We start from the raw sequence: 21,458 nt of genomic DNA, 5'->3' as shown, positions 1-21,458 counted from the left end.
CAATCGGCCACGGAGCCCTCGAAATCGAGCGCTGGCCCCTGGACCGCAGTCGCGTCCGTGCGTGGCCTATGACCGTGCTGTCATGCGCGGGTGACCCCTATCGATCCAGGCCCGGGGAACGCAGCATGGGGATGACGTCCGCGACGTGCCGGACCAGGTCCTGCGGCGGACGCGGACCCGGGAAGTTCCGCGCCGCGATCGCCTGCAGGGACGCCCCCAACAGCGCCGCCTCGCCCGCGGGGCGTCCGGCCGCGAGCATCGCCGCGCAGAGCCCCGCCAAGGTGTCCCCCGACCCGGCCTGGGCGGTCCAGGCGGGGCCACCGACGGCCAGGGTGACCCGTCCGGACGGCTCCGCCACGTACTGGCTCGCCCCCTTCAACAGCACCACCGCCCCCGTCTCGGACGCCGCCCGCCGCGCATGCCCGGCGGGGTCAGCCTCGACCGCCGACCGCTCCACGCTGAGCAGCCGCGCGAGCTCTCCCGCGTGGGGCGTCAGCAGCACGTGGCCGCCGAGCGTCGCGTCCCCCAGCGCGAACAGCGCGTCGGCGTCCACGACCGTCGGCAGCCCCTCGCCCAGGCACCAGGCGACGATCGCGGAGGCGTCCGGCCGCGATCCCCAGCCGCTGCCCACGAGCCACGCCTGGACCCGTCCGGCCGCGGTCACCACATTGGGCAGCGCGGCGACCACGGCATCGCGGGCGGCACCGAGGTAGCGCACCATGCCCGCTCCCCCGTAGACGGCACCCATCGTCGCAAGCACCGCCGCGCCGGGGTAGGTCGCCGAGCCGGTGTCGACGCCGACGACGCCGCGGGCGTACTTGTCGGAATCCGGCCCCGGCCAGGGGTAATGCGCCGCCACATCGGCCGCAGACCAGGTCCAGAGCTCCGGCTCGCCGAGGTCGAGGCCGATGTCGACCACGACGACGCGTCCGCAGCGCGACGCCGCCGGCTGCAACACCTGGCACGCCTTGCGTCCGCCGAAGGTCACGGTGACGTCCGCAGCGAAACTGGGGAGCGCGACGCACGAGTCGCCCTCGAGACCGGACGGCAGGTCGACGGCGATCACGGGGGTCTGAGTGTCCGCGCACGCCTGGGCGAACACGGCCGCTGCGCCGCGGAGCCCGCCCCGGCCCCCGATGCCGAGGACGCCGTCCACGACCAGGTCGGCGTCCACCAGCGCCTCCAGCGCGCTCATCGCGTCCACTTCACGGCCGCCAGCGGCGACGAACGCCGCCCAGCCCTCCTCGTGAACCGCGTCGGCCGTCCGCCAGGCGTCCACCCGGACGCCCCTGCGCAGCAGCCGCACGCCGGCCCAGAGTGCGTCTCCGCCGTTGTTCCCGGACCCGACGGCCAGCAGCACCCGGCGTCCGCGCGGACGATCGCCCAGCTCATCGAGCACCACCGAAGCCAGCGCGGACGCCGCCCGCTGCATCAACTCGCCGGACGCCAGCAGGTCGCCCGTGGCCTCTTCGGCCCGTCGAATCTCGGCCACCGTGAACACCGAATCCATGGGCTCACTCTAAGGTGGGAGGTAACCGTGACAGGGCCCGCGTCACGATCGAAGGAGACCACCATGAAGGCTGTTCAGGCGAGCGCGTTCGGCGATTCGAGCGTGCTGTCCCTGGTCGAGCTCCCGTCGTCCGAGCCCGGCCCGGGCGAGATCCGCGTCCGCGTCCACGCCGCAGGGGTGAACCCGGTCGAGGTCTACATCCGCAACGGCGGCTACGCGGCCTACGATCCGGGCCTGCCCTACGTGCCCGGCTTCGACGCCGCGGGCGTCGTGGACGCCGTCGGCGCCGGCGTCGACTGCGCGGTCGGCGACCGGGTCTTCGTCGCCTCCCGCGACACGGGCACCTACGCCGAGTACGTCGTGGCGGACGCCTCGTCGGTCTGGCCGCTGCCGGCCGGCGTCTCGTTCGCCCAGGGCGCCTCCCTCGGCATCCCCGGACTGGCGGCGCACCGCGCCCTGTTCGAGCGCGGCGGGCTCAAGGCGGGCGAGCAGGTGCTGGTGCACGGGGCGTCCGGCGCGGTCGGCTACCTGGCGGTCCAGCTGGCGCGCGCGGCGGGGGCGTCCGTCATCGGAACGGCCGGCAGCGACGAGGGCCTGGCGGCCGTTCGTGACCTCGGGGTCCCGGTCGTCGACCACCGCGCACCCGACCAGTACGACCAGATCAAGGCCCTCACCGGCGGGCACGGCGTCGACCTGATCGTCGAGATGCTCGCCAACGAGAACCTCGTCGACGACTTCACCTGCCTGGCGACGTTCGGACGCATCGTCGTCGTCGGCAACCGCGGCGCCCTCGAGTTCAACCCCCGCCTGGTCATGGGCAAGGACGCCGACATCCGCGGCGTCGCGAACTGGAACGCCTCACCGGCCGCGCGGGCGACCGCGCTGGGTGACCTGGCCGCCAAGCTGGCGGACGGCTCGCTGGTCCCCCGCGTCGGACGCGAGTTCCCGCTCGCCGAGGCCGCCGCGGCCCAGGACTACGTCATGACGTCCAAGGCGCTCGGCAAGGTCGTGCTGACCATCGGCTGACGCGCGCTCGCGGCGTCCGGTCGACCGTCGAAGACCCAGACCGGACGCCTCGGCCGGTCGTCCTCATCGCTCGCCGGCCTCGCAGATCACCATGGCCACGGCGACCCCAGCGTCGTGGCTGATCGAGACGTGCGTCCGCGTGACACCCAGTTCGGACGCTCGCGCCGCGACCGTTCCGCTGAGCACGAGCGCGGGGCGACCGTCGGCGTCCGAGGTGACGACGCAGTCGGTCCAGACCAGGCCGGACGGCGCTCCGAGGGCCTTGGCGAGGGCTTCCTTCGCGGCGAAGCGTCCTGCGAGTGTCTCCGGACGCCCATCCTGCTCGGCCGGCGTCAGCAGGCGATCCAGGACGCCGGGGCGTCCGGACGCCGCCGCGAACCGCTCCAGGGAGCAGACGTCGACGCCGATGCCGACGATCACTCGACCGTGACCGACTTGGCCAGGTTGCGCGGCTGATCGACGTCGTGGCCCAGCCGGGTCGCGACCTCGCAGGCGAAGATCTGCAGCGGCACGATGGCCAGCAGGGGCTGCAGCAGCGTGGACGCCTTCGGCAGCCAGATCACCTCGTCGGCGTACGGCTCGACCTCGGTGTCGCCCTCTTCGACCAGGACGATCGTCTGCGCGCCACGGGCCCGCACCTCCTGGATGTTGGAGATCACCTTGTCGTGCAGCTGATCGCGCCCGTGGGGCGGGACGACGACGAAGATCGGGATGCCCGGCTCGACCAGCGCGATCGGGCCGTGCTTGAGCTCGCCCGCCGGGAAGCCCTCCGCGTGCAGGTACGCGATCTCCTTCAGCTTGAGCGCACCCTCGAGGGCGATCGGGTAGCCGACGTGGCGACCGAGGAACAGCACGGACCGCTTGTCCGACAGCCGCGTCGCCAACGCGTGGAACTGATCGGTGTTGTCGAGCACCCGCTGAATCTTCTCCGGCATCGACTCCAACTCGGTCATCACGGCGGCGATCTCGTCGCCGAACTTCGTGCCCCGGACCTGCGCCAGGTAGAGCCCCAGCAGGTACGCGGCTGCGATCTGGGTCGTGAAGCCCTTCGTGGACGCCACCCCGATCTCGGGTCCGGCGTGGGTGTAGATGACGGCGTCCGACTCGCGCGGGATCGTCGCGCCGTTGGTGTTGCAGATCGCGATGACCTTGGCACCCTGCTCGCGGGCGTGCCGGACGGCCATCAGCGTGTCGGCCGTCTCGCCTGACTGCGAGATCGTCACCAGCAGCGTCTCAGAGGTGATGATCGGGTCGCGGTAGCGGAACTCGGACGCGATCTCGACCTCGCACGGGATGCGGCACCAGTGCTCGATCGCGTACTTGGCGACCAGGCCCGAGTAGAACGCCGTGCCACAAGCCACGATGATGATCTTGTTGATGCGCTTGAGCTCGGAGTCGGCGATGCGCACCTCGTCCAGGGTCAGCTCACGAGCCTCGTTGTAGCGGCCCAGCAGCGTGTCGAGCACGGCCTTGGGCTGCTCGTAGATCTCCTTGCGCATGAACCAGTCGTAGCCGGCCTTCTCGGCGGCCGAGAGGTCCCAGTCGACGTGGAACGGCTTGCCGGCGACGACCGTGCCGGCGAAGTCCGTGACCGTGTAGCCGTCGCTGGTGACCTCGACGACCTCGTCCTGGCCCATCTCCACGGCGTCCCGGGTGAACTCGATGAAGGCGGCCACGTCGGACGCCACGAACATTTCGCCGTCGCCGACGCCCACCACGAGCGGCGAGTTGCGGCGCGCGGCGACGATCCGGTCGGGGCTGGCGGTATCGATGGCGACCAGGGTGAACGCGCCCTCAAGGCGTCGGCAGATCGTCCGCATGGCGTCGGCCAGGCCGGCGCCCGCGGCAACTTCGAGGCCCAGCAACTGGGCCGCAGCCTCGCTGTCGGTCTCGGAGGCAAACACCGCACCCTTGGCGATCGCCTCGGCGCGCAGAGACGCGAAGTTCTCGATGATGCCGTTGTGGACCAGCGCGACGCGTCCGTTGGTGGACACGTGCGGGTGAGCGTTGGCGTCGTTCGGGGCGCCGTGGGTTGCCCAACGCGTGTGCCCGATTCCGACGTGGGACTCGGGGATCGGATCGATCTCCAACTCGGTCTCGAGGTTGACGAGCTTGCCCGCCTTCTTCCGCAGGGCGATCCCCCCAGCCTCCAACACGGCGATGCCCGCCGAGTCGTAGCCTCGATACTCCATCCGCCGCAGGCCGTCGATAACGACTGACTCTGCGCTCCGGGGTCCGACGTAGCCGATGATTCCGCACATGCCGGTCAGCCTATCGGTCGAGGCCGACAGCCCGTGATGTGGCTCGGCCGCGCGGCGATCCTCGGCGCGGCTAGGATCGCCGCCATGGCAGAACCGCTCCGGGCGAGCGACCCGTACGGTCCCTACGTCAGCCGGACGCGCGGCGAGTGGGCGCGCCTGTCCCAGTCGCTGCCGGTTCAGGTCACCGAGGAGATGGTCCGCGCGGCCAGGTCCAGCCAGGACACCATCGATGTCGACCAGGTGCTGCAGGTCTACGCGCCGCTGACCGAGTTGATCAGCCTGTACGTCCGCCACACCGGCGACCTCTACTCGACCACCCACGACTTCCTCGACCTTCAGGAACAGCGGACGCCGTTCGTCATCGGCGTCGCCGGCTCGGTTTCGGTGGGCAAGTCCACGACATCGCGGCTGCTGAAGGAGCTGCTGGCCCAGACGCCGGGCCATCCGCACGTCGACCTGGTGACCACCGACGGCTTCCTCTACCCGAACGCCGTCCTCGAGGAGCGCGGGCTGATGTCCCGCAAGGGCTTCCCTGAGTCGTACGACCGGGCCGCTCTGCTGCGGTTCGTCATGGACGTCAAGTCGGGGGCGGCCGAGGTCACCGCGCCTGTCTACAGCCACCTGATCTACGACATCGTCCCGGACGAGCACGTGGTGGTCCGGCGTCCCCAGATCCTCATTGTCGAGGGACTGAACGTCCTGCAGCCACCGCGGCGCCGCCGCGACGGCGTCCTGCCGCTGGCCGTCTCGGACTTCTTCGACTTCTCCGTCTACGTGGACGCCTCCGTCGCGAACCTGCGCACCTGGTACATCGAGCGCTTCATGACCCTGCGCCGGACGGCCTTCGCGGACCCGGACTCCTTTTTCCGCCGGTTTGCCGAGCTCGACGACGCCGAAGCGGTCGCCACCGCCGGCAACATCTGGGACATGATCAACGGCCCCAACCTCGAGTCGAACATCGCGCCCACCCGGGGTCGCGCGACGGTCATCCTCCGCAAGGACGCCAACCACGACATCGAATGGATCCGCATCCGCAAGGTGTGAAGACGCCGAACCGAGCCCTACGCTCCCAGTCATGCCGTCCCAGCGGTCGAGGACCGAGTCCCTGATCGTGCGCCCCTACCGGAACGAGGACCTTGACGTCTGCCTGAGCGTGATCCGGCAGTCGTTCTGGGACGTTCACCGGCCCGGATGCATCGAGCACGCGATCTGGCGGCGAGCACACGCCGACCATCCCGACCTGCTGCCAGGGCAGTCCTTCGTCTGTGACGAGCTGGTCGGCTGCATGATGAGCACCGCGGACACGTTGTCGACGGCGAGCGACTGTCCCCGGTTGCAGTCTTGGGACCGCTCGGGGTCCTGCCGCGGGCGCAACGTCGCGGCGTGGGTAGCGCTCTCATGGACGCCGCAGACGGGTCGCACCATCTCTGTGCGCAATCCGGCGCCAGAGCACCCGGTTGCGCACAGAGATCCCCCGTGGGTCACCGGTGCCAGCACCAGCACCGGGAGCGACCACCACCCCCTCACAGGGAGATTCGGGTCGAACAGCCACCACGTCGGGTACGCGCCCGCTCGGTCGCGAGGGGCATGCCGGTCGCCAGGGGCATGCCGGTCGCCAGGGGCATGCCGCGCACCCACCCCCCGCCGAGCGTGCAGCGAACCGCTCATCCACCCAGGACAGACCACGAGGGCCGCCCGCACCAGCGGACGGCCCTCGTAGGAGCTGAGAATCAGCGCTTGCTGTACTGCGGCGCCTTGCGGGCCTTCTTGAGACCAGCCTTCTTGCGCTCCTTGACGCGAGCGTCGCGGGTGAGCAGGCCAGCCTTCTTCAGGGCCGGACGGGACGCCTCGGCGTCCACGGCGTTGAGCGCACGGGCGATGGCCAACCGCAGCGCGCCGGCCTGGCCGGTGACGCCGCCACCGATGATCTTGGCGATGACGTCGTACGAGCCGACGACCGCGGCCGTCTCGAAGGGCTCGTTGATCGTCTGCTGGTGCAGCTTGTTCGGGAAGTACTCCTCGAGCGAGCGGCCGTTGATGCTGAACTTGCCGGAGCCGGGAGCGAGGCGCACGCGAGCGATGGCCTCCTTGCGGCGTCCGGTCGCGGCGCCGGGGGCGACGACCGCCGGACGAGCGCCCGGGGTGGCCGAGGACGGAACCGCCTCGGAGCGGTAGGCGATCTCGCGATCCTGCTCGTCGACGAAGGAGGTCACCGCGTCGTCAGCGAGGTCGGTCGTATCAGGAGTCTCAGTCACGTTCATTCCTACTTACTGGGCGATCTGGGTGATCTCGTACGCCTGCGGCGTCTGCGCGGCGTGGGGATGCTCGGGGCCGGCGTACACCTTGAGCTTGCCGATCAGCTGACGGCTGAGGCGGTTCTTGGGCAGCATGCCCCAGACCGCGCGCTCGACGGCCTTGCGGGGATCCTTGGCGAGCAGCTCGCCGTACGGAACGGCGCGGAGGCCGCCCGGCGTGCCGGAGTGGCGGTAGGCCATCTTGGTGGTGGCCTTGTTGCCCGTCAGGGCGATCTTGGAGGCATTCACGACGATCACGAAGTCGCCCCCGTCGACATGCGGGGCGAACGTCGCCTTGTGCTTGCCGCGCAGGAGCGTGGCGCAAGCCACCGCGAGCTTGCCGAGGACGAGACCCTCGGCGTCGATGACATGCCAGTTCCTGGTGATCTCGCCAGGCTTGGGGCTGTACGTAGACACGGTCGTGGACCATCTTCCATAGATTGAGCTGACTTCGGGCGTGCGCGGCGGCCCGGTGACGGGCGTGCCCAAGCGCAACAGCGAGTTAGATTACCGGTCGCGTCGGGACGGGTCAAAACGCCCGGAACCCGGCGCTGAGGACATCCGACCACCCAACGCTATGCCCGTTCGGACGCCCCGGCGAGTGGTCCACCGCCTCGCGGGCGAATCTTTCGATTCCGTTGCAGGCCCCTAATGCGGGGTGCAGGGTGTACCCCATGAGTTCGAAGGTGAACAACGCACAGATTCAGGTGAACAGCCCAGACGATGTGCGCAACGTGGTGCTGATCGGCAACGCCGGGTCTGGCAAGACCTCGTTGTTCGAGCAGTTGCTGCGCGCGCGCGTCGCTGGCTATAGAGGCGAGAAGGACGATCCCGAGCGCCTTTCCCAGCTCTACCTGGCCTCGCTGGTGACGGGCAACGTGAAGGTGAACCTCCTGGACGCCCCGGGCCACCCCGATTTCGTGGGAGAGCTTCGCGCGGGCATCCGGGCAGCGGACGCCGCCATCTTCGTGGTCGCCGCCGACGGCGTGGACGGCATGGCCCAGGCCCTATGGGAGGAGTGCCGCGAGGCCAACCTGCCCCGCGTCATCGCCGTGACCAAGTTGGACGCCGGCCACATCGACTTCGACACCGTGGTCGAGCAGTTGAAGGACTCGTTCGGCGAGGGCGTCCTGCCCACCCACGTTCCTGTGGGGTCCGGCACCGGCATGAACGGCACGGTCAGCGTGCTCACCCGCCGCTTCCGCGACTACACCGGTGGCGGCGAGCCTTCGGTCGTCGACGACGACACCTCGCACGACGATCTGATCGAACTGCACCGTGGACCGCTCATCGAGGGGCTCATCCAGGAGGCCGACGACGCCGACCTGATGGACTCCTACCTCGAGGGCGTGGACCCGGGTCGCGACTACCTGCTCAACGACCTGATGAAGGCCACGGCGAACGCCAACCTGTTCCCGGTGATCCCGGTCGTGGCGTCCAACGGTCTTGGCACCGAGGAACTGCTCTCCCTCATGGAGCAGGGCTTCCCGACGCCGAGCCTGCACCCGAACCCCGAGTTCACCCGCCTCAACGGCGAGTCGACCGGCCCGGCGCCCACCGATCCTTCGGCGCCGCTGATCGCGCAGGTGATCCGGACGACGACCGACCCGTTCGCCGGACGCCTCTCCATGGTCCGGATCTTCTCGGGCACCGTGAAGACCGACGACATGGTGCACGTCTCCGGTCATCGGTCGCACTTCGGCAAGGCCGACGAGGCCCACCCGGACCACGACCACGACGAGCGTGTCGGCCTCATCCAGCAGGCTGTCGGCACCGAGCTGAAGCCGAAGACGGCCGCCATCGCCGGCGAGATCGTCATGCTGCCCAAGTTGGCCACCGCGGAAACCGGCGACACCATCTCGTCGCGCGAGGCGTCCGGCGTCGTGCCCAACTGGCAGATGCCCGAGCCGCTGCTCCCGCTGGCCATCAAGGCCGCGACGCGCAACGACGAGGACAAGCTGTCGGGCGCCCTGCAACGGCTGGCCGTCGAGGACACCACCGTGCGTCTCGCTCACGGTGCGGAAGACCAGCTCGTCCTGTGGACGACCGGCCAGGCCCACGCCGACCTGCTGCTCAACCGCCTCAAGGACCGCTACGGCGTGAACGTCGCCCAAGAGGACGTCAAGATCGCCCTACGGGAGACCTTCATCGGCAAGGCCACCGCGCAGGGCCGCCACGTCAAGCAGTCGGGCGGTCACGGCCAGTACGCGGTCTGCAACGTCGAGGTCGAGCCGCTGGAGCGCGGCGCCGGCTTCGAGTTCGTCGACAAGGTGGTGGGCGGTGCGGTCCCGCGCCAGTTCATTCCGTCGGTCGAGAAGGGCGTCAAGTCCCAGATGGAGCGCGGCGTCATCGCCGGGTTCCCGATGGTCGACGTCAGGGTCACGCTCTTCGACGGCAAGGCCCACTCGGTGGACTCCTCCGACATGGCCTTCCAGCTCGCGGGCGCCAACGCGCTCAAGGAGGCGGCCACGAACAAGGCGATTGTCGCCCTGCTCGAGCCGATCGATCTCGTCACGATCGTTGTCGGCGAGGAGTACATGGGCGCGGTGATGACCGATATTTCGGGACGCCGCGGCCAGATGCTCGGCACGGACTCGGACAACCATAAGGTGACCATCCGGGCGAACATCCCGCAGGTTGAACTGGCGCGGTACGCCATCGACCTGCGCGGCCTGGCGCACGGCACCGGCACCTTCAGCCGCGAGTTCCACGGCTACGAACTGCTGCCGGCCAACCTGGTCGACAAGTTCAAGAAGCCGGACAAGGAGAAGTAAGAGCACCACGCGTGGCCCCGGGCGAACTCGTCCGGGGCCACGCGTGGTGCTGGCCGCCTCGGGCTCTGGACGCCGCGAGCTGGCTCAGGTCTGTCCCGCCTGTTCGTCAGCGGACCTTTCCCGGGGGCGTCCGTCATCTCTCGACGCCGGGGCGCGCGTCCGCTCGGACGCCGACGCTCACGTCCGCTGGGACGCCGGCACCCGAAGGCGTCAGCCGAGGGGCTGGGTGCGCAGGAAGCCGAACACACCGTCGGCCGCCATCTGAACCGAGATTCCGGCCAGCAACAGTCCCGCGACCCGGGACGCCAGCGTGGTGCCAGACCTGCGCAGCACGCGGCTGATCTGCCCGGCGAAGCGCAGCGAGACGTACACCAGCACCATCGCGGCCGCCAGCGCGGACCCGACGGCCACGACATCGGCCAGGCCGTCGGCGTGCCGCACCGCCAGCATGATCGCCACGATCGACCCCGGACCGGCCAGCAGCGGAATGCCCAGCGGCACGATGGCGACGTTGGTGCCCTCCTCCGACACATCCCCGTTGGACTTGCCCTGCAGCAGCTCCAGCGAGATGAGCAGCAGGAGCAGCCCACCGGCGACCTGCAGTGCCGGGATCGACACGTGGAGGTAGTCCAGGATCTGCTGCCCGAACAGCGCGAAGCCTGCGATCACCCCGAACGCGACCAAGCAGGCGCTGGCCGCCGACCGATGGCGCTCGGCGACGTCCATCCTCCGGGTCAGCCCCAGGAACACCGGCAGCAGCCCTGGCGGGTCGAGGATGACCAGCAGGGTGAGCAGCGTCGAGGTGAACAGGTACAGATCCACGCGTGAAATCTTAGATCAACGCCTGAAGTTATCGCCAATCGCTGTCGATGCGACCAGATTTTGCGCAGAGGGCCAAAGAGACGCCAGATCTGGCAGCCACCGCCAGTGCGTCACAAGGTGCATGGACTCTCCCGAGCCCGGGACGGACGCCCCAACTCGCTAGCCTTCTGCCGTGCCCAAGCCCGACCGTGTCCAGCGCGAGGTGGTCAGCTACGTCCGCCGCTCGGCCCGCATGAACGCCAGCCAGACCAAGGCGTGGGACACCTACGCCCAGCGCTGGGTCGTCGAGGTGCCCGCCCGCGAGACGTCCACCTCCATCGCGGCCGAGGCGTCCGTCGATTGGACGTCGACCTTCGGACGCGAGGCGCCCCTGATCGTCGAGATCGGACCCGGCCGCGGGGAATCACTGGTGGCCCTCGCCGAGCGGCGTCCCGACTGCAACATCGTCGCCTTCGAGGTCTTCGTGCCGGCTGTCGCGTCCACGCTGTCGCGGATCGCCCGGCACGGCGTCGACAACGTCCGCATCGTCGTGGCGAACGGGGAAGAGGGACTCGCCCTCTTGGTGCCGCCCGCGGGCCTGCACGAGCTGTGGACCTTCTTCCCGGACCCCTGGCACAAGGCCCGGCACCACAAGCGCCGCCTGGTTTCCACCGAACTGGCCGACCTGGCGGCGTCCAGGCTCGAACCCGGCGGACTCTGGCGCTTGGCGACGGACTGGTCCGACTACGCCGACTGGATGCGCGAGACCCTCGACGCCCATCCGGCCTTCGAGAACCTGCACGGCGGCTGGGCGCCGCGCTGGGACGAGCGTCCGGTCACGAAGTACGAGGCGCGGGGCGTCGCCGCCGGACGCGAGATCCACGACCTGACGTACCGGCGGCGTCCGTGACGCGACTGCGCCTCGACATCGGCTACGACGGCTCCGCGTTCCACGGCTGGGCCGCCCAGAGCGGCCTGCGGACCGTCCAGGGCGAGCTCGAGCTGTGGCTCGAGCGCTTCCTCGGATGCCCGACGCCGCTGACCTGCGCCGGCCGCACGGACGCCGGCGTCCACGCCCGCGGCCAGGTGGCGCACCTCGACGTCGAGTCCGACGACCCGGACGCGTCCGCCGCCGAACTCCAGCGGCGACTCGCCCGGGCCCTGCCCGACGACCTGGCCGTGCGCCGCGTCAGCCTCGCTCCAGACGGCTTCGACGCCCGCTTCGCCGCCGTCTGGCGCCGCTACGTCTACCGCCTCTCGGACGCCTCCGCCCCGGACCCCCTGCTGCGAGGCTGGGTGCTGCCCGTCCAGGGCGAGCTCGATGTCGACGCGATGGACGCCGCGGGCGCGGCCCTGCTCGGACTGCACGACTTCGCCGCGTTCTGCAAGCGGCGCGAGGGCGCGTCCACGATTCGCACGCTGCTGGGCTGCGGCGTCCGGAGGGTCCCCGAAGGCCTGCTCTCCGGCGTCGTCGAGGTCGAGGTCCGCGCCGACGCGTTCTGCCATTCGATGGTGCGCTCGCTGACGGGCGCGCTGCTGCGGGTGGGCCAGGGCCGCCAGGGCGTCGACTGGCCGGCCTCCCTGCTCGGCTCGAGCGGACGCGTCGGCAGCGTCCCGGTGCTGCCGCCCGACGGCTTGGTGCTCGAAGAAGTCGGCTACCCGCCCGACGATCAGCTGGCCGCGCGGGCGATCGAGGCCCGAGCCCGCCGCGACGACTGCCCGGACTGCCAGGAGGACGCATGAGCCACTACTTCGAGACACCGACCGGCCCTGAGCAACGCCGCAGCGTCGGCGTCCGCTTCTGGGAAACGGACTGGACCTTCACGACGGCCAACGGAGTCTTCTCCGGCGACGGCCTGGATCTCGGGACGGGCGTGCTGCTACGCACCCACTCCCCCGCCCCCGGCGCCCGACGACTGCTGGACCTCGGCTGCGGGTACGGGCCCATCGCCGTCGGACTCGCCGTCGCGTGTCCCGAGGCCCAGGTGGACGCCGTCGACGTCAACACGCGCGCGCTCGACCTGACGCGCACCAACGCGGACGCCCACGGCGTTGGCGGACGCGTCAACGCGCTGCTCCCGGACGAGGTCGATCCGGGCGTCCGCTACGACGAGATCTGGTCAAATCCGCCGATCCGAATCGGCAAGGAGGCGCTGCACGACCTCTTGCTGGCCTGGCTGGCCAGGCTCACCCCGACCGGCGTCGCGCGGCTCGTCGTCGGCCGCAACCTCGGCGCGGACTCCTTGCAACGCTGGCTCATCGACCAGGGCTGGTCCTGCGAGCGCACCGCCAGCGCCAAGGGCTTCCGCGTCTTCGAGGTCACCCGGCCAACGCCCAGCTGAGCGGCACACCCGGCCGGGGACGGCTCGTCTGGTGACCCCGTGGCAAGGGCCCTAGACTTGAGGACGCACGGGCGCGCAGAGTGCGCCCCCAAGCAGCAAGGGAGCTCTCCATGGGCATTGATGATTTCATCGACAACGCGGTCAGCGCGGTCAAGAAGGTCGTCGGCGACGTGACCGGCAACGAGCACGCTGCTGACTTCCTCGACGGCGTGGCCGAGAAGGCCAAGGGCATCGACGACGCGGTGATCGACGCGGCCGGCAAGGCCAAGGACTTCGCTGAGGGCGCGCAGGAGAAGGCCGCTGGCTTCATCGGCGACGCTCAGGAGAAGGCTGCTGGCTTCATCGGTCAGGTCACGGGCGATGCGCAGGCCGCCGCCGACGACGCCGCCGCCAAGGTCGAAGACGTCAAGGACGCCGCGGCCGAGAAGGTCGAGGAAGTCAAGGACGACCTCGAGGCCTGAGCCTTTCGACACATCCCAACAGGGGACGCCGCACCTGCGGCGTCCCCTGTTGTTTGTCCGGAAGGTGACGCGACGGTCGGGGTGCGCGGTCCGAACGCAGGGTGAAGGACGCCGACGCGCCGGGTCGCACCTGCGGCGTCCCGGGTGTTGGATTCGTCAGCGGATGAGCCCGTCCTGATCCCAGCAGGGACCGGGAGCGAGGTTCGTGGACGCCGACGAGTTGATGCCGCGTCCGGCCTGATAGGTTCGACCCCGGACCCTGTGGGGGAACTCGGTGAGAGACCGAGGCTGACCCGCAGCCGTGATGCCCGTGAGGCAGAGCCGGAATGCCCGCCGGGACCGACCACCCAACCCGTCGAGGTTTGCGGGGGTGGAGCCGGCGCCTCATCGCTTCCGGACCCATTCGTCGTGAGCCGGAAAAAGGAACGTCATGACGATCATGCGCCGGCTTTTCGCCGCTCTCTCCCTGTCCGCCCTGGTCAGCGTCGCCGCGGTCTCGCCCGCCCACGCTGCCGATACCGCCGCTGCCAACGCGGCTGCCACCTGGCTCACCACCCAGGTCTCCCCCGCCCCCACGACCGGCATGGCGGGCGAAATTCTGATCGGTCTGGCATCGGCCACCGACCCCGCCCTCCAGCCGACGATTGACGCCCTGCTGGCGCAGGTGAAATCCGGCGCGCCCACGTACGCCGCTGCCGGCGGCGGGGCCCCCGGCAAGCTCGCCATCATCGCGGACGCCTACGGCCTGAGTCCCACCAGCTTCGGCGGGGTGAACCTCGTCACATCCATGACGGCGGATACCGCGGCCGACGGCTCCGTCGGTAGCTGGCCGTCCGCCTTCAGCTCGGGGCTCACCATGGCGGGCTTCAAGCGTGCCGGCGCGACCGGCCCTGCCGCCCTGTCCACCTGGCTGCTCTCGCAGCAGAACGCCGACGGCGGCTTCGGGTATGCGGTGGGGGCGCCGTCGGACGCCGACAACACCGCCCTCGCCATCATCGGACTCCTCACGGACACGACCCCGGCCGGGCAGGCCGCCCTCGCAAAGGCCGTCGCGTGGGCCCAGGGCGCTCAGCAGGCGAACGGATCTTGGACCGGCTACGTGCCGGTCAACTCGACGTGCGTCCTGGCATCGGCACTGGAGAGCGCCGGGGTCGCACCGACGAAGGCTCTGGCCTGGGTCAAGACCCAGCAACTGGCCAACGGGGCCATCGGGGTCGACGGATCCGGCGACGTGTTCGCCACCGCGCAGTGCCTGCCCCTCCTCGGAGGCGTGTCGTACCTGAATGTGGTGTGGACGCCGACCAAGACCGTCACCTCTTCGCCCTCGCCGACGACGGCGACCACGCCCACCACCACTCCCGCGCCGAGCCGCGGAGTTCCGGCCAAGACCTCGGCCGATCCGGAGCCGTCCGCCGCTCCGTTCGCCGTCCTCGTGGCGCTCGTGGTCGCGTCCGCGATCGTGGTTCGTCGGACAGCCTGACCATGCTTCGCTCACTGAGAGCCACGCTGCTGGGGCTGGCCCTCGGCATCGTGGGGGTGCTCGGAGCCGTCCCCGCCCCGGCCGCGCAGGCGGCGTCCTGCTCGGGGGTCTGGGTCGTGGTGGAGTCATCCGTCCGGTGCTCGACCAGCTACGGCAGCGGCCTGGCGGCCCTGCGGGGGGCCGGCTTCGACGTCCAACTCACCGGAGGCTCCTTCGTCTGCCAGATCGGCGGCAAGCCGGACACCTGCTCGATGGCGACGCCGTACTGGTCCTACTGGCACGCCAAGCGCAACGCGGACGGCTCCTACGGCGCGTGGGGCTATTCATCGAAGGGCGCTGGCAGCTACGTGCCCGCGCAGGGGGACGCGGAGGGCTGGGCCTTCGGTAACGGGGCGCCGCCCTCGGGCCGCCCTCCGGTCACCCCGGTCGCGACCACTGCCCCGCCGACCACCACGCCTCCGGCCACGACGGCGCCCGCGACCACGGTCCCGGCGACGACGCAGCCGACGCAGAAGGCGTCCAGCCCGGCCACGTCCAAGGCGTCCAGCGCGGCGTCCACGACGAAGGCGAGCGCGACGGCGTCCACCCGACCCGCGTCGACGACCACGCCGGCCACGCCTGCCCCGACGTCCGAGGCACCTTCGACGCCCACCGCCTCGGCCGCTCCGGTCCCCGCAGGCGCGGCGCCAACGGCGTCCGAGACCGCCACCGCCATGCCGACCGTCCCGGCCGAGCCGACGGCGGCGTCCGCACCGAGCAGCCAGGGGGCACCCACGGCGACGATCGCGACGGCAGGCGCCGTGGTGCTCGGGGGCGCGGGCCTCGGCGCCTGGGTTCTCGGCACGAGGAGGCGCCGCCGCACGTGAGCGCCAGACCGCCCCGTCCCCGCCAGGCCCACCCGTGGGCGTGGTGGGGCTGGGCGCTGGCCGTGGCCGGTGCGTCGTCGTTCGGGACCAATCCGCTGCTCAGCGTCCTGCTCGGACTGGCGGTCACGGCCGTGGTCGTCGCCCGCCGCACGGACGACCCCTGGGCGCGCTCGGTGGGGGCGTACTTCGCGCTGGCCGGCATCGTGCTGGCGATCAGGGTGGTCTTCGCCGCCGTGGCCGGCGCCGGGGTCGGATCAACCGTCCTGTTCACCCTGCCGCACCTAGAGTTCCCCGAGTGGGCCGCGGGTATCAGGCTGGGCGGTCCGGTGACGGCCGAGCCCCTCGCCTACACCGCCTACGACTCGCTGCGCCTCGGGCTCATGCTCCTGTGCCTCGGTGCGGCCAATGCCCTGGCCAACCCGAAGCGGGCCCTCAAGTCAGTGCCCGGCGCGCTGTACGAGGCGTCCGTTGCGGTCGTCATCGCGCTGTCGGTGGCCCCGCAGCTGGTGGAGAGCACGCAGCGCATCAGACGAGCGCAGCGGCTGCGCGGCGGCGCGCCGCGGGGCTGGCGCGCGGTGTCCGCCGTCGTCCTGCCGGTCCTCGCGGACGCGGTCGATCGCTCGCTCGGCCTCGCGGCCGGCATGGAGGCCCGCGGCTTTGCCCGGACGCGCGTCGCCACGCGTCCGTCCTCGGCAGCGACGATCGCGCTGCTCGGGGCGATGCTGCTGGCGACGTTCGGCGGCTTCCTGCTGCTGGCGGCGTCCGGGACGCAAGAGCGGGCCGCGGCCGCGGCGTGCCTCGTCGTCGGCGCTGCCGGCGTCGCGGTGGGGCTGCGCGCTGCCGGACGCCGCCTGCGGGTCACCCGCTATCGCCCGGATCCCTGGACGCCCCGCGACACGGCGCTCGTCGGCGGCGGCGTCCTGGCGTTCGGCACGGCCGCCCTGCTCGGCAGCACGCTGTGGCCGGCGGCCTACGCCACGATGCACCCGTCCACCGACCCCCTGGTGTGGCCGCAGTTGCACCCCGCGATGGCGCTGATCCTCGTCGGCGCGCTCGTGCCGCTCGCCGTCACGTCCGCGCCCACTGCGGCTGGCCGCCCATGATCGAGTTCGATGACGTCACCTTCGCCTATTCCGGCGCCGAGCCGACCCTGCGCGACGTGTCCTTCACCGTGGCCGACGGCGACCTCTGCGTGGTCGTGGGCCTCACCGGCACCGGTAAGTCGACGCTGCTGGGCCTCGTCAACGGCCTCGTCCCGCACTTCACCGGCGGACGCCTCACCGGACGCGTCCGCGTCGCCGGACGCTCGACCCACCACGAGCGGCCCCGCGATCTCGCCGACCTCGTCGGCTACGTCGGCCAGAACCCCCTGCACGGCTTCGTCACCGATCGCGTCGAGGACGAGATCGCCTACGGCATGGAGCAGCTCGGCCTGCCGCCCGCCACCATGCGCAAGCGGGTCGAGGAGACGCTCGACCTGATGAACATCGTCGCCCTGCGGGATCGCCCCCTGGCCGATCTCTCGGGCGGCCAACAGCAGCGCGTCGCGATCGCGTCCGTGCTGGCCGCCCAGCCGCGCATCCTGGTCCTCGACGAGCCGACGTCTGCCCTCGACCCGAACGCCGCCGCGGACGTGCTGGCGGCGATCACCACCCTGGTCCACGAGGTCGGCCTGACGGTCGTCCTCGCCGAGCACCGGCTCGAGCGCGTCCTGCATTACGCCGACACCGTCGCCTGGGTCCGCACGGACGGCACCGTCGAGTACGGACGCCCCGGCGACGTCCTGGCCGGCTGCGACGTGGTCCCCCCGCTGGCCGAGTTGGCGCGAGCGCTGCGTTGGCCCGGCGTCCCGACCTCGGTCCGGGACGCCCGACGCCTCGTCCAGTGCGACGCCATCACGGTGTCGGCGCCGCCCCCGAAGGCCCTGCCGACGGCACCGGTCGGACTGTCGGTGCGGGGGCTTACCGTCGATTACGGACGCCTTCGGGCCGTCGACGGCGTCAGCCTCGACTTCGCCGCCGGGACCACCACCGGGCTCATGGGCCGCAACGGGGCGGGCAAGTCGAGCCTGCTGTGGGCTGTTCAGGGCGGTGTCCCCAGCACGGGCGAGGTGGACGCCGCGGGCGTCGATCCCCGGCGGCTGCGCCCCGCGGACGCCCGGCGCGCGGTAGCCCTCGTGCCGCAGACGGCGTCCGACCTGCTCTACCTGCCTACCGTCAGCGCGGAGCTGGCCCGGGCGGACGCCGAGTCCTCGGCCGCCCCCGGCACGGCCCTCGGACAGCTCCGACTCTTGGGCGCTGACCTGCCACTGGACGCCGATCCCCACGACCTGTCCGAGGGCCAGAGGCTGGCACTGGTGCTGGCGATCCAGCTCACGGCGTCCCCGAGTGTCGTCTGCCTGGACGAGCCGACCCGCGGTCTCGACTACGACATGAAGCACCGGCTGCGCGACATCGTCGCCCAGTTGGTCGCCGCCGGCCAGACCGTGATCATCAGCACCCACGACGTCGAGTTCGCGGCCGCCGCGACCGACCGGCTCGTGGTGATGGCCGACGGCGAGATCATCGCGGACGGCCCGACCCGCCAGGTGGCGACCTCGTCGCCGTCGTTCGCCCCCCAGGTCTCCAAGGTGTTCGCCCCGGTCCCGGTGTTGACCGCGGCGGAGGCGTCCAGATGACGCCCACAGCGGACGCCGCACCGCTCGCCCCAAGGTCGGTCGCCATGCTGGCCGTGGCCGCCGTGGCGGGCCTGACCGCGTTCGCCTGGCCGCTGTTCGCCCGCCTGGACGCAAGCTCGGCCACGACGGCAACGTTCGTCTTCGCGCTCGTCCTGCCCCTGGTGCTGGCGGTCGTCGTGGCCGAGCTGACCTCCGACTCCCTCGACGTCAAAGGCCTGGCGATGCTCGGTGTCCTCGCGGCGGTTGGGGCGATCCTGCGGCCGCTCGGGGCCGGCAGCGCCGGCATGGAGCCGATCTTCTTCCTGATGATCCTCGGCGGACGCGTCTTCGGCCCCGGCTTCGGCTTCGCGCAGGGGGCGATCACGCTGGGGGCATCCGCGCTGCTGACGGGCGGCGTCGGGGCCTGGCTGCCCTACCAGATGATCGCCGCCGGACTCCTGGGACTCGGCGCCGGCCTGCTGCCCCGGCGCCCGACCGGAGGCGCCGAGATCGCCATGCTGTGCGGCTACGGGCTGGTGTCGGCCTTCGCCTTCGGCTGGCTCATGGACTTCGCCTTCTGGCCGTTCGGCATCGGTCCGGGCACCCAGTTCTCCTTCGACCCGGACGCCGGACCGCTCGCAAACCTGCACCGGTTCGCCCTCTACAACCTGGTCACGTCCATGGGCTGGAACCTCGGCCGAGCCCTGACGTCGATCGTTCTCATCGTCCTGCTCGGACCGGGCTTGCTCCACATCCTGCGCCGGGCCTCGCGCCGGGCCGCGTGGGCGTCCGCGTCGCGTGGCAGGGTGGTCGGGCCGGACGCGTCCGGACTAGGCTGAACGCAGTCCCTCCGGACGGTCGCAGCGGCTGCGTTGCGGGAAGGATCCACCATGCGTCGCATGACACGCCTGCCAGCGGCACTGTTGGCCTGCCTCGTCATGCTGCTGGGGTGGACGCTCCCGGCGCACGCGGTGGGCAATGCCGAGGCGGCCCGCAAGTCGGCGTCCTATCTCGCCAGCCAGTCGGCGACCGTCACCGAGGTCGGCCTGGCCGCGGACGTCCTCCTCGGCCTGCTGGCCACCGGAGACGCGACGATGACCACCCAGACCTCCGCCTTGACGTCGACCGTGAAGGGTGGCGCCCAGGCGTACGCCGCCAAGGGCCCCGAGGCTGCCGCCAAACTGGCCATCCTGGCGTCCGCGCTGGGTGAGGACCCTCGCAACTTCGCCGGCCTCGACCTCGTCGGCTCCGTCAAGGCCGGCCTACGTCCGGACGGCTCGTTCGGCTCGGTGCCGGGCGCGGGGGCGTCCGCGCTGGGCATGATCGCGCTCGCCAGGGCCAACGAACAGGTGCCGACGTCGATGCTGCGCTACGTCGTCCGGCTCGCGGGCAGCGACGGCGGCTTCGGCTCAGCGCCGGCTGCCTCTGCGGACGCCGAAAGCACGGCCTGGGCGCTGCTGGCGCTCGGCACCCAGACCGACTCGATCTCGGCGAGGGCCGCCCTCCTCAACGGGGCGGCGTGGGCGTCCGCCCAGCAGCACGCGGACGGGTCCTGGCGGGGCGGCAGCACGATCAGGACGACCGCGTTGATGGCGTCCGCCCTGCAGGCCGCGGGGCTGGCCCAGCCGCGCGCAGTCTCGTACCTCGCCAGCCAGCAGCTGGCCGACGGGTCCCTCGCCGAGCAGGGCAAGGGCGACCTGACCGCCACCGCGGTCGGCGCCCTGGCGCTGGCTGACACCTCCTACGCCGGCGTCTCGTCGGCCCCGACCAACGCGACCTCGGGACCGTCCACGACGGCGTCCCCGGGCGCCATCGTGACCGCGGCGCCGGAGCCGGCGCCCAACCCGATGCGGCCCCTGGTCGGCGACAGCTGGCTGTGGATCCTGCAGCCCGTCGTCCTGCTTGGCCTGCTGGCCGCCACGGGCTACTACCTGTTCATCAGGCCCACCCGAAAGAAGAAGCCGAAGCCGGACGCCGTGCCGGATCCGCCGACGACGAACACCCCTTGAGCTCGGAGCTCAGTAGTGATGGGGTGGCATCATTCCCCTGAAGAACACGCAAGAGAGGACACCATGGCGACCTACAGCCTTCCGGATCTGCCCTACGACTACGCGGCGCTCGAGCCCTACATCTCCGCGGAGATCATGGCGCTGCACCATGACAAGCACCACGCGGCCTACGTGGCCGGCGCCAACACCGCGCTGGACAAGCTCGCCGCGGCCCGCGAGGCCGGCGACTTCGCGAACATCAACAAGCTGGAGAAAGACCTGGCCTTCCACCTCGGTGGCCACCTGAACCACACGATGTTCTGGAAGAACATGTCCCCCAACGGCGGCGGCGAGCCGGACGGCGAGCTGGGCGCGGCGATCGACGAGTTCTTCGGCGGCTTCGGCAACTTCGCGAAGCAGTTCAACGAGGTGGCCATGGGCATCCAGGGCTCCGGCTGGTCCGTCCTGGTCTGGGACACCCTGGGCAAGCGGCTCAACATCAACCAGGTGTACGACCACCAGAGCAACCTGCCGGCCGGCCAGCTCGCCCTGCTGCAGCTCGACATGTGGGAGCACGCCTTCTACCTGCAGTACAAGAACGTCAAGGGCGACTTCGTGAAGTCCTGGTGGAACATCGTCAACTGGGCCGACGTGATCGAGCGCTTCACCGCCGCCAAGGCCGCGAACATCGCGTACTGATCGGGTCTCTTCCCACGCTCTCGGGCGCGGCACCTTCGGGTGCCGCGCCCGTGTCGTTGTCGGCGTAGCTGCCGGGTGCGGAACCGGTCACGATCACTGAGGACGCGACATCCTGAGGCTTTTCAGGTTAGAGTTGAGAAACTCTCAGGATTCACGTACATTTGAGTCAGCAAGACCAATATCCATCACCAGGCAGGAGATTCCCGGCTCTTCACAATCCAGGGTGTAGGTGGGGTCTGAAGCCGCCGGTTTCGAGTAGTGATCTGGCGATGTAGTGGGTGAGGTTCCGGAAGCCGAGGG

At 70.9% G+C, this 21,458-nt stretch carries 20 protein-coding genes and 1 riboswitch; of the genes, 14 read left to right on the top strand and 6 right to left on the bottom strand.

From position 1 onward, the window contains the following. Positions 1-97: 97 nt before the first annotated feature. Positions 98-1,510, bottom strand: coding sequence for an NAD(P)H-hydrate epimerase (locus FN821_RS13180; RefSeq protein ID WP_131173018.1), 1,413 nt, complete (start codon positions 1,508-1,510; stop codon positions 98-100). A 63-nt stretch (positions 1,511-1,573) separates the two neighbouring features. Here FN821_RS13180 and FN821_RS13175 point away from each other — a divergent pair, with 63 nt between their 5' ends. Next, a complete protein-coding gene (locus FN821_RS13175) occupies positions 1,574-2,536 on the top strand; it encodes an NADPH:quinone reductase (protein ID WP_131173017.1) in 963 nt (320 codons plus the stop codon). Positions 2,537-2,599: 63 nt separating this feature from the next. On the opposite strand, the gene FN821_RS13170 is transcribed toward FN821_RS13175, so the two are convergent. Further along, positions 2,600-2,956, bottom strand: coding sequence for a holo-ACP synthase (locus FN821_RS13170; protein ID WP_131173016.1), 357 nt, complete (start codon positions 2,954-2,956; stop codon positions 2,600-2,602). Beyond that, a complete protein-coding gene (gene glmS / locus FN821_RS13165) occupies positions 2,953-4,797 on the bottom strand; it encodes a glutamine--fructose-6-phosphate transaminase (isomerizing) (protein WP_131173015.1) in 1,845 nt (614 codons plus the stop codon). Before glmS ends, FN821_RS13170 begins: the two co-directional genes overlap by 4 nt. An 84-nt stretch (positions 4,798-4,881) precedes the next feature. On the opposite strand from glmS, the gene coaA reads away from it, so the two are divergent. Continuing rightward, positions 4,882-5,841, top strand: coding sequence for a type I pantothenate kinase (gene coaA / locus FN821_RS13160; protein ID WP_131173014.1), 960 nt, complete (start codon positions 4,882-4,884; stop codon positions 5,839-5,841). A 686-nt stretch (positions 5,842-6,527) separates the two neighbouring features. On the opposite strand, the gene rpsI is transcribed toward coaA, so the two are convergent. Both rpsI and rplM read right to left on the bottom strand, forming a co-directional pair. Continuing rightward, positions 6,528-7,052 carry a 30S ribosomal protein S9 gene (rpsI, locus tag FN821_RS13150; protein ID WP_131173013.1) on the bottom strand — a complete coding sequence of 175 codons (525 nt, stop codon included), beginning with the start codon at positions 7,050-7,052 and terminating at the stop codon, positions 6,528-6,530. 12 nt (positions 7,053-7,064) lie between these two features. Next, complete coding sequence (gene rplM / locus FN821_RS13145; protein WP_131173012.1) at positions 7,065-7,508, bottom strand: 50S ribosomal protein L13; 444 nt, start codon at positions 7,506-7,508, stop codon at positions 7,065-7,067. A gap of 257 nt (positions 7,509-7,765) precedes the next feature. Here rplM and FN821_RS13140 point away from each other — a divergent pair, with 257 nt between their 5' ends. Beyond that, entirely contained in the window at positions 7,766-9,865 is a 2,100-nt protein-coding gene (locus FN821_RS13140; protein ID WP_165489374.1) for an elongation factor G-like protein EF-G2, read from the top strand. A 210-nt stretch (positions 9,866-10,075) separates the two neighbouring features. Here the strand turns inward: FN821_RS13140 and FN821_RS13135 are convergent, their stop codons facing one another. Beyond that, a complete protein-coding gene (locus tag FN821_RS13135; protein ID WP_131173011.1) occupies positions 10,076-10,687 on the bottom strand; it encodes a MarC family protein in 612 nt (203 codons plus the stop codon). Between the two features lie 172 nt (positions 10,688-10,859). Here FN821_RS13135 and trmB point away from each other — a divergent pair, with 172 nt between their 5' ends. The 11 genes from trmB to FN821_RS13080 all read left to right on the top strand — a co-directional run bounded on the left by trmB (position 10,860) and on the right by FN821_RS13080 (position 21,158). Further along, positions 10,860-11,576 carry a tRNA (guanosine(46)-N7)-methyltransferase TrmB gene (gene trmB / locus FN821_RS13130; protein WP_180319767.1) on the top strand — a complete coding sequence of 239 codons (717 nt, stop codon included), beginning with the start codon at positions 10,860-10,862 and terminating at the stop codon, positions 11,574-11,576. After that, positions 11,573-12,409, top strand: a complete 837-nt coding sequence (truA, locus tag FN821_RS13125; protein WP_131173010.1) for a tRNA pseudouridine(38-40) synthase TruA — start codon at positions 11,573-11,575, stop codon at positions 12,407-12,409. The genes trmB and truA overlap by 4 nt, the downstream gene beginning before the upstream one ends. Then, positions 12,406-13,008, top strand: a complete 603-nt coding sequence (locus FN821_RS13120) for a class I SAM-dependent methyltransferase (RefSeq protein ID WP_131173009.1) — start codon at positions 12,406-12,408, stop codon at positions 13,006-13,008. The genes truA and FN821_RS13120 overlap by 4 nt, the downstream gene beginning before the upstream one ends. A 110-nt stretch (positions 13,009-13,118) precedes the next feature. Next, complete coding sequence (locus FN821_RS13115) at positions 13,119-13,469, top strand: hypothetical protein (protein WP_131173008.1); 351 nt, start codon at positions 13,119-13,121, stop codon at positions 13,467-13,469. Between the two features lie 221 nt (positions 13,470-13,690). Further along, positions 13,691-13,821, top strand: a riboswitch (cobalamin riboswitch). 78 nt (positions 13,822-13,899) lie between these two features. After that, the gene (locus FN821_RS13110; RefSeq protein WP_131173007.1) at positions 13,900-14,949 is read left to right on the top strand and encodes a prenyltransferase/squalene oxidase repeat-containing protein; all 1,050 of its coding nucleotides are present in this window, start codon (positions 13,900-13,902) and stop codon (positions 14,947-14,949) included. A gap of 2 nt (positions 14,950-14,951) precedes the next feature. Continuing rightward, positions 14,952-15,815, top strand: coding sequence for a hypothetical protein (locus FN821_RS13105; RefSeq protein ID WP_131173006.1), 864 nt, complete (start codon positions 14,952-14,954; stop codon positions 15,813-15,815). Then, the gene (locus tag FN821_RS13100) at positions 15,812-16,918 is read left to right on the top strand and encodes an energy-coupling factor transporter transmembrane component T (protein ID WP_165489373.1); all 1,107 of its coding nucleotides are present in this window, start codon (positions 15,812-15,814) and stop codon (positions 16,916-16,918) included. Before FN821_RS13105 ends, FN821_RS13100 begins: the two co-directional genes overlap by 4 nt. Continuing rightward, a complete protein-coding gene (locus FN821_RS13095) occupies positions 16,915-18,492 on the top strand; it encodes an ABC transporter ATP-binding protein (RefSeq protein ID WP_131173004.1) in 1,578 nt (525 codons plus the stop codon). The genes FN821_RS13100 and FN821_RS13095 overlap by 4 nt, the downstream gene beginning before the upstream one ends. Beyond that, a complete protein-coding gene (locus FN821_RS13090; RefSeq protein WP_131173003.1) occupies positions 18,489-19,310 on the top strand; it encodes an ECF transporter S component in 822 nt (273 codons plus the stop codon). Before FN821_RS13095 ends, FN821_RS13090 begins: the two co-directional genes overlap by 4 nt. A 51-nt stretch (positions 19,311-19,361) precedes the next feature. Further along, positions 19,362-20,480 carry a prenyltransferase/squalene oxidase repeat-containing protein gene (locus FN821_RS13085; RefSeq protein ID WP_131173002.1) on the top strand — a complete coding sequence of 373 codons (1,119 nt, stop codon included), beginning with the start codon at positions 19,362-19,364 and terminating at the stop codon, positions 20,478-20,480. Positions 20,481-20,543: 63 nt separating this feature from the next. After that, positions 20,544-21,158: a superoxide dismutase gene (locus FN821_RS13080; protein ID WP_131173001.1), complete on the top strand. Its 615-nt coding sequence runs from the start codon at positions 20,544-20,546 to the stop codon at positions 21,156-21,158. The last annotated feature ends 300 nt before the right edge of the window (positions 21,159-21,458 follow it).

Source organism: Propioniciclava tarda, assembly GCF_900182665.1.
Classification (GTDB): domain Bacteria; phylum Actinomycetota; class Actinomycetes; order Propionibacteriales; family Propionibacteriaceae; genus Propioniciclava; species Propioniciclava tarda.
This window is presented reverse-complemented; position numbering and strand designations above follow the sequence as displayed.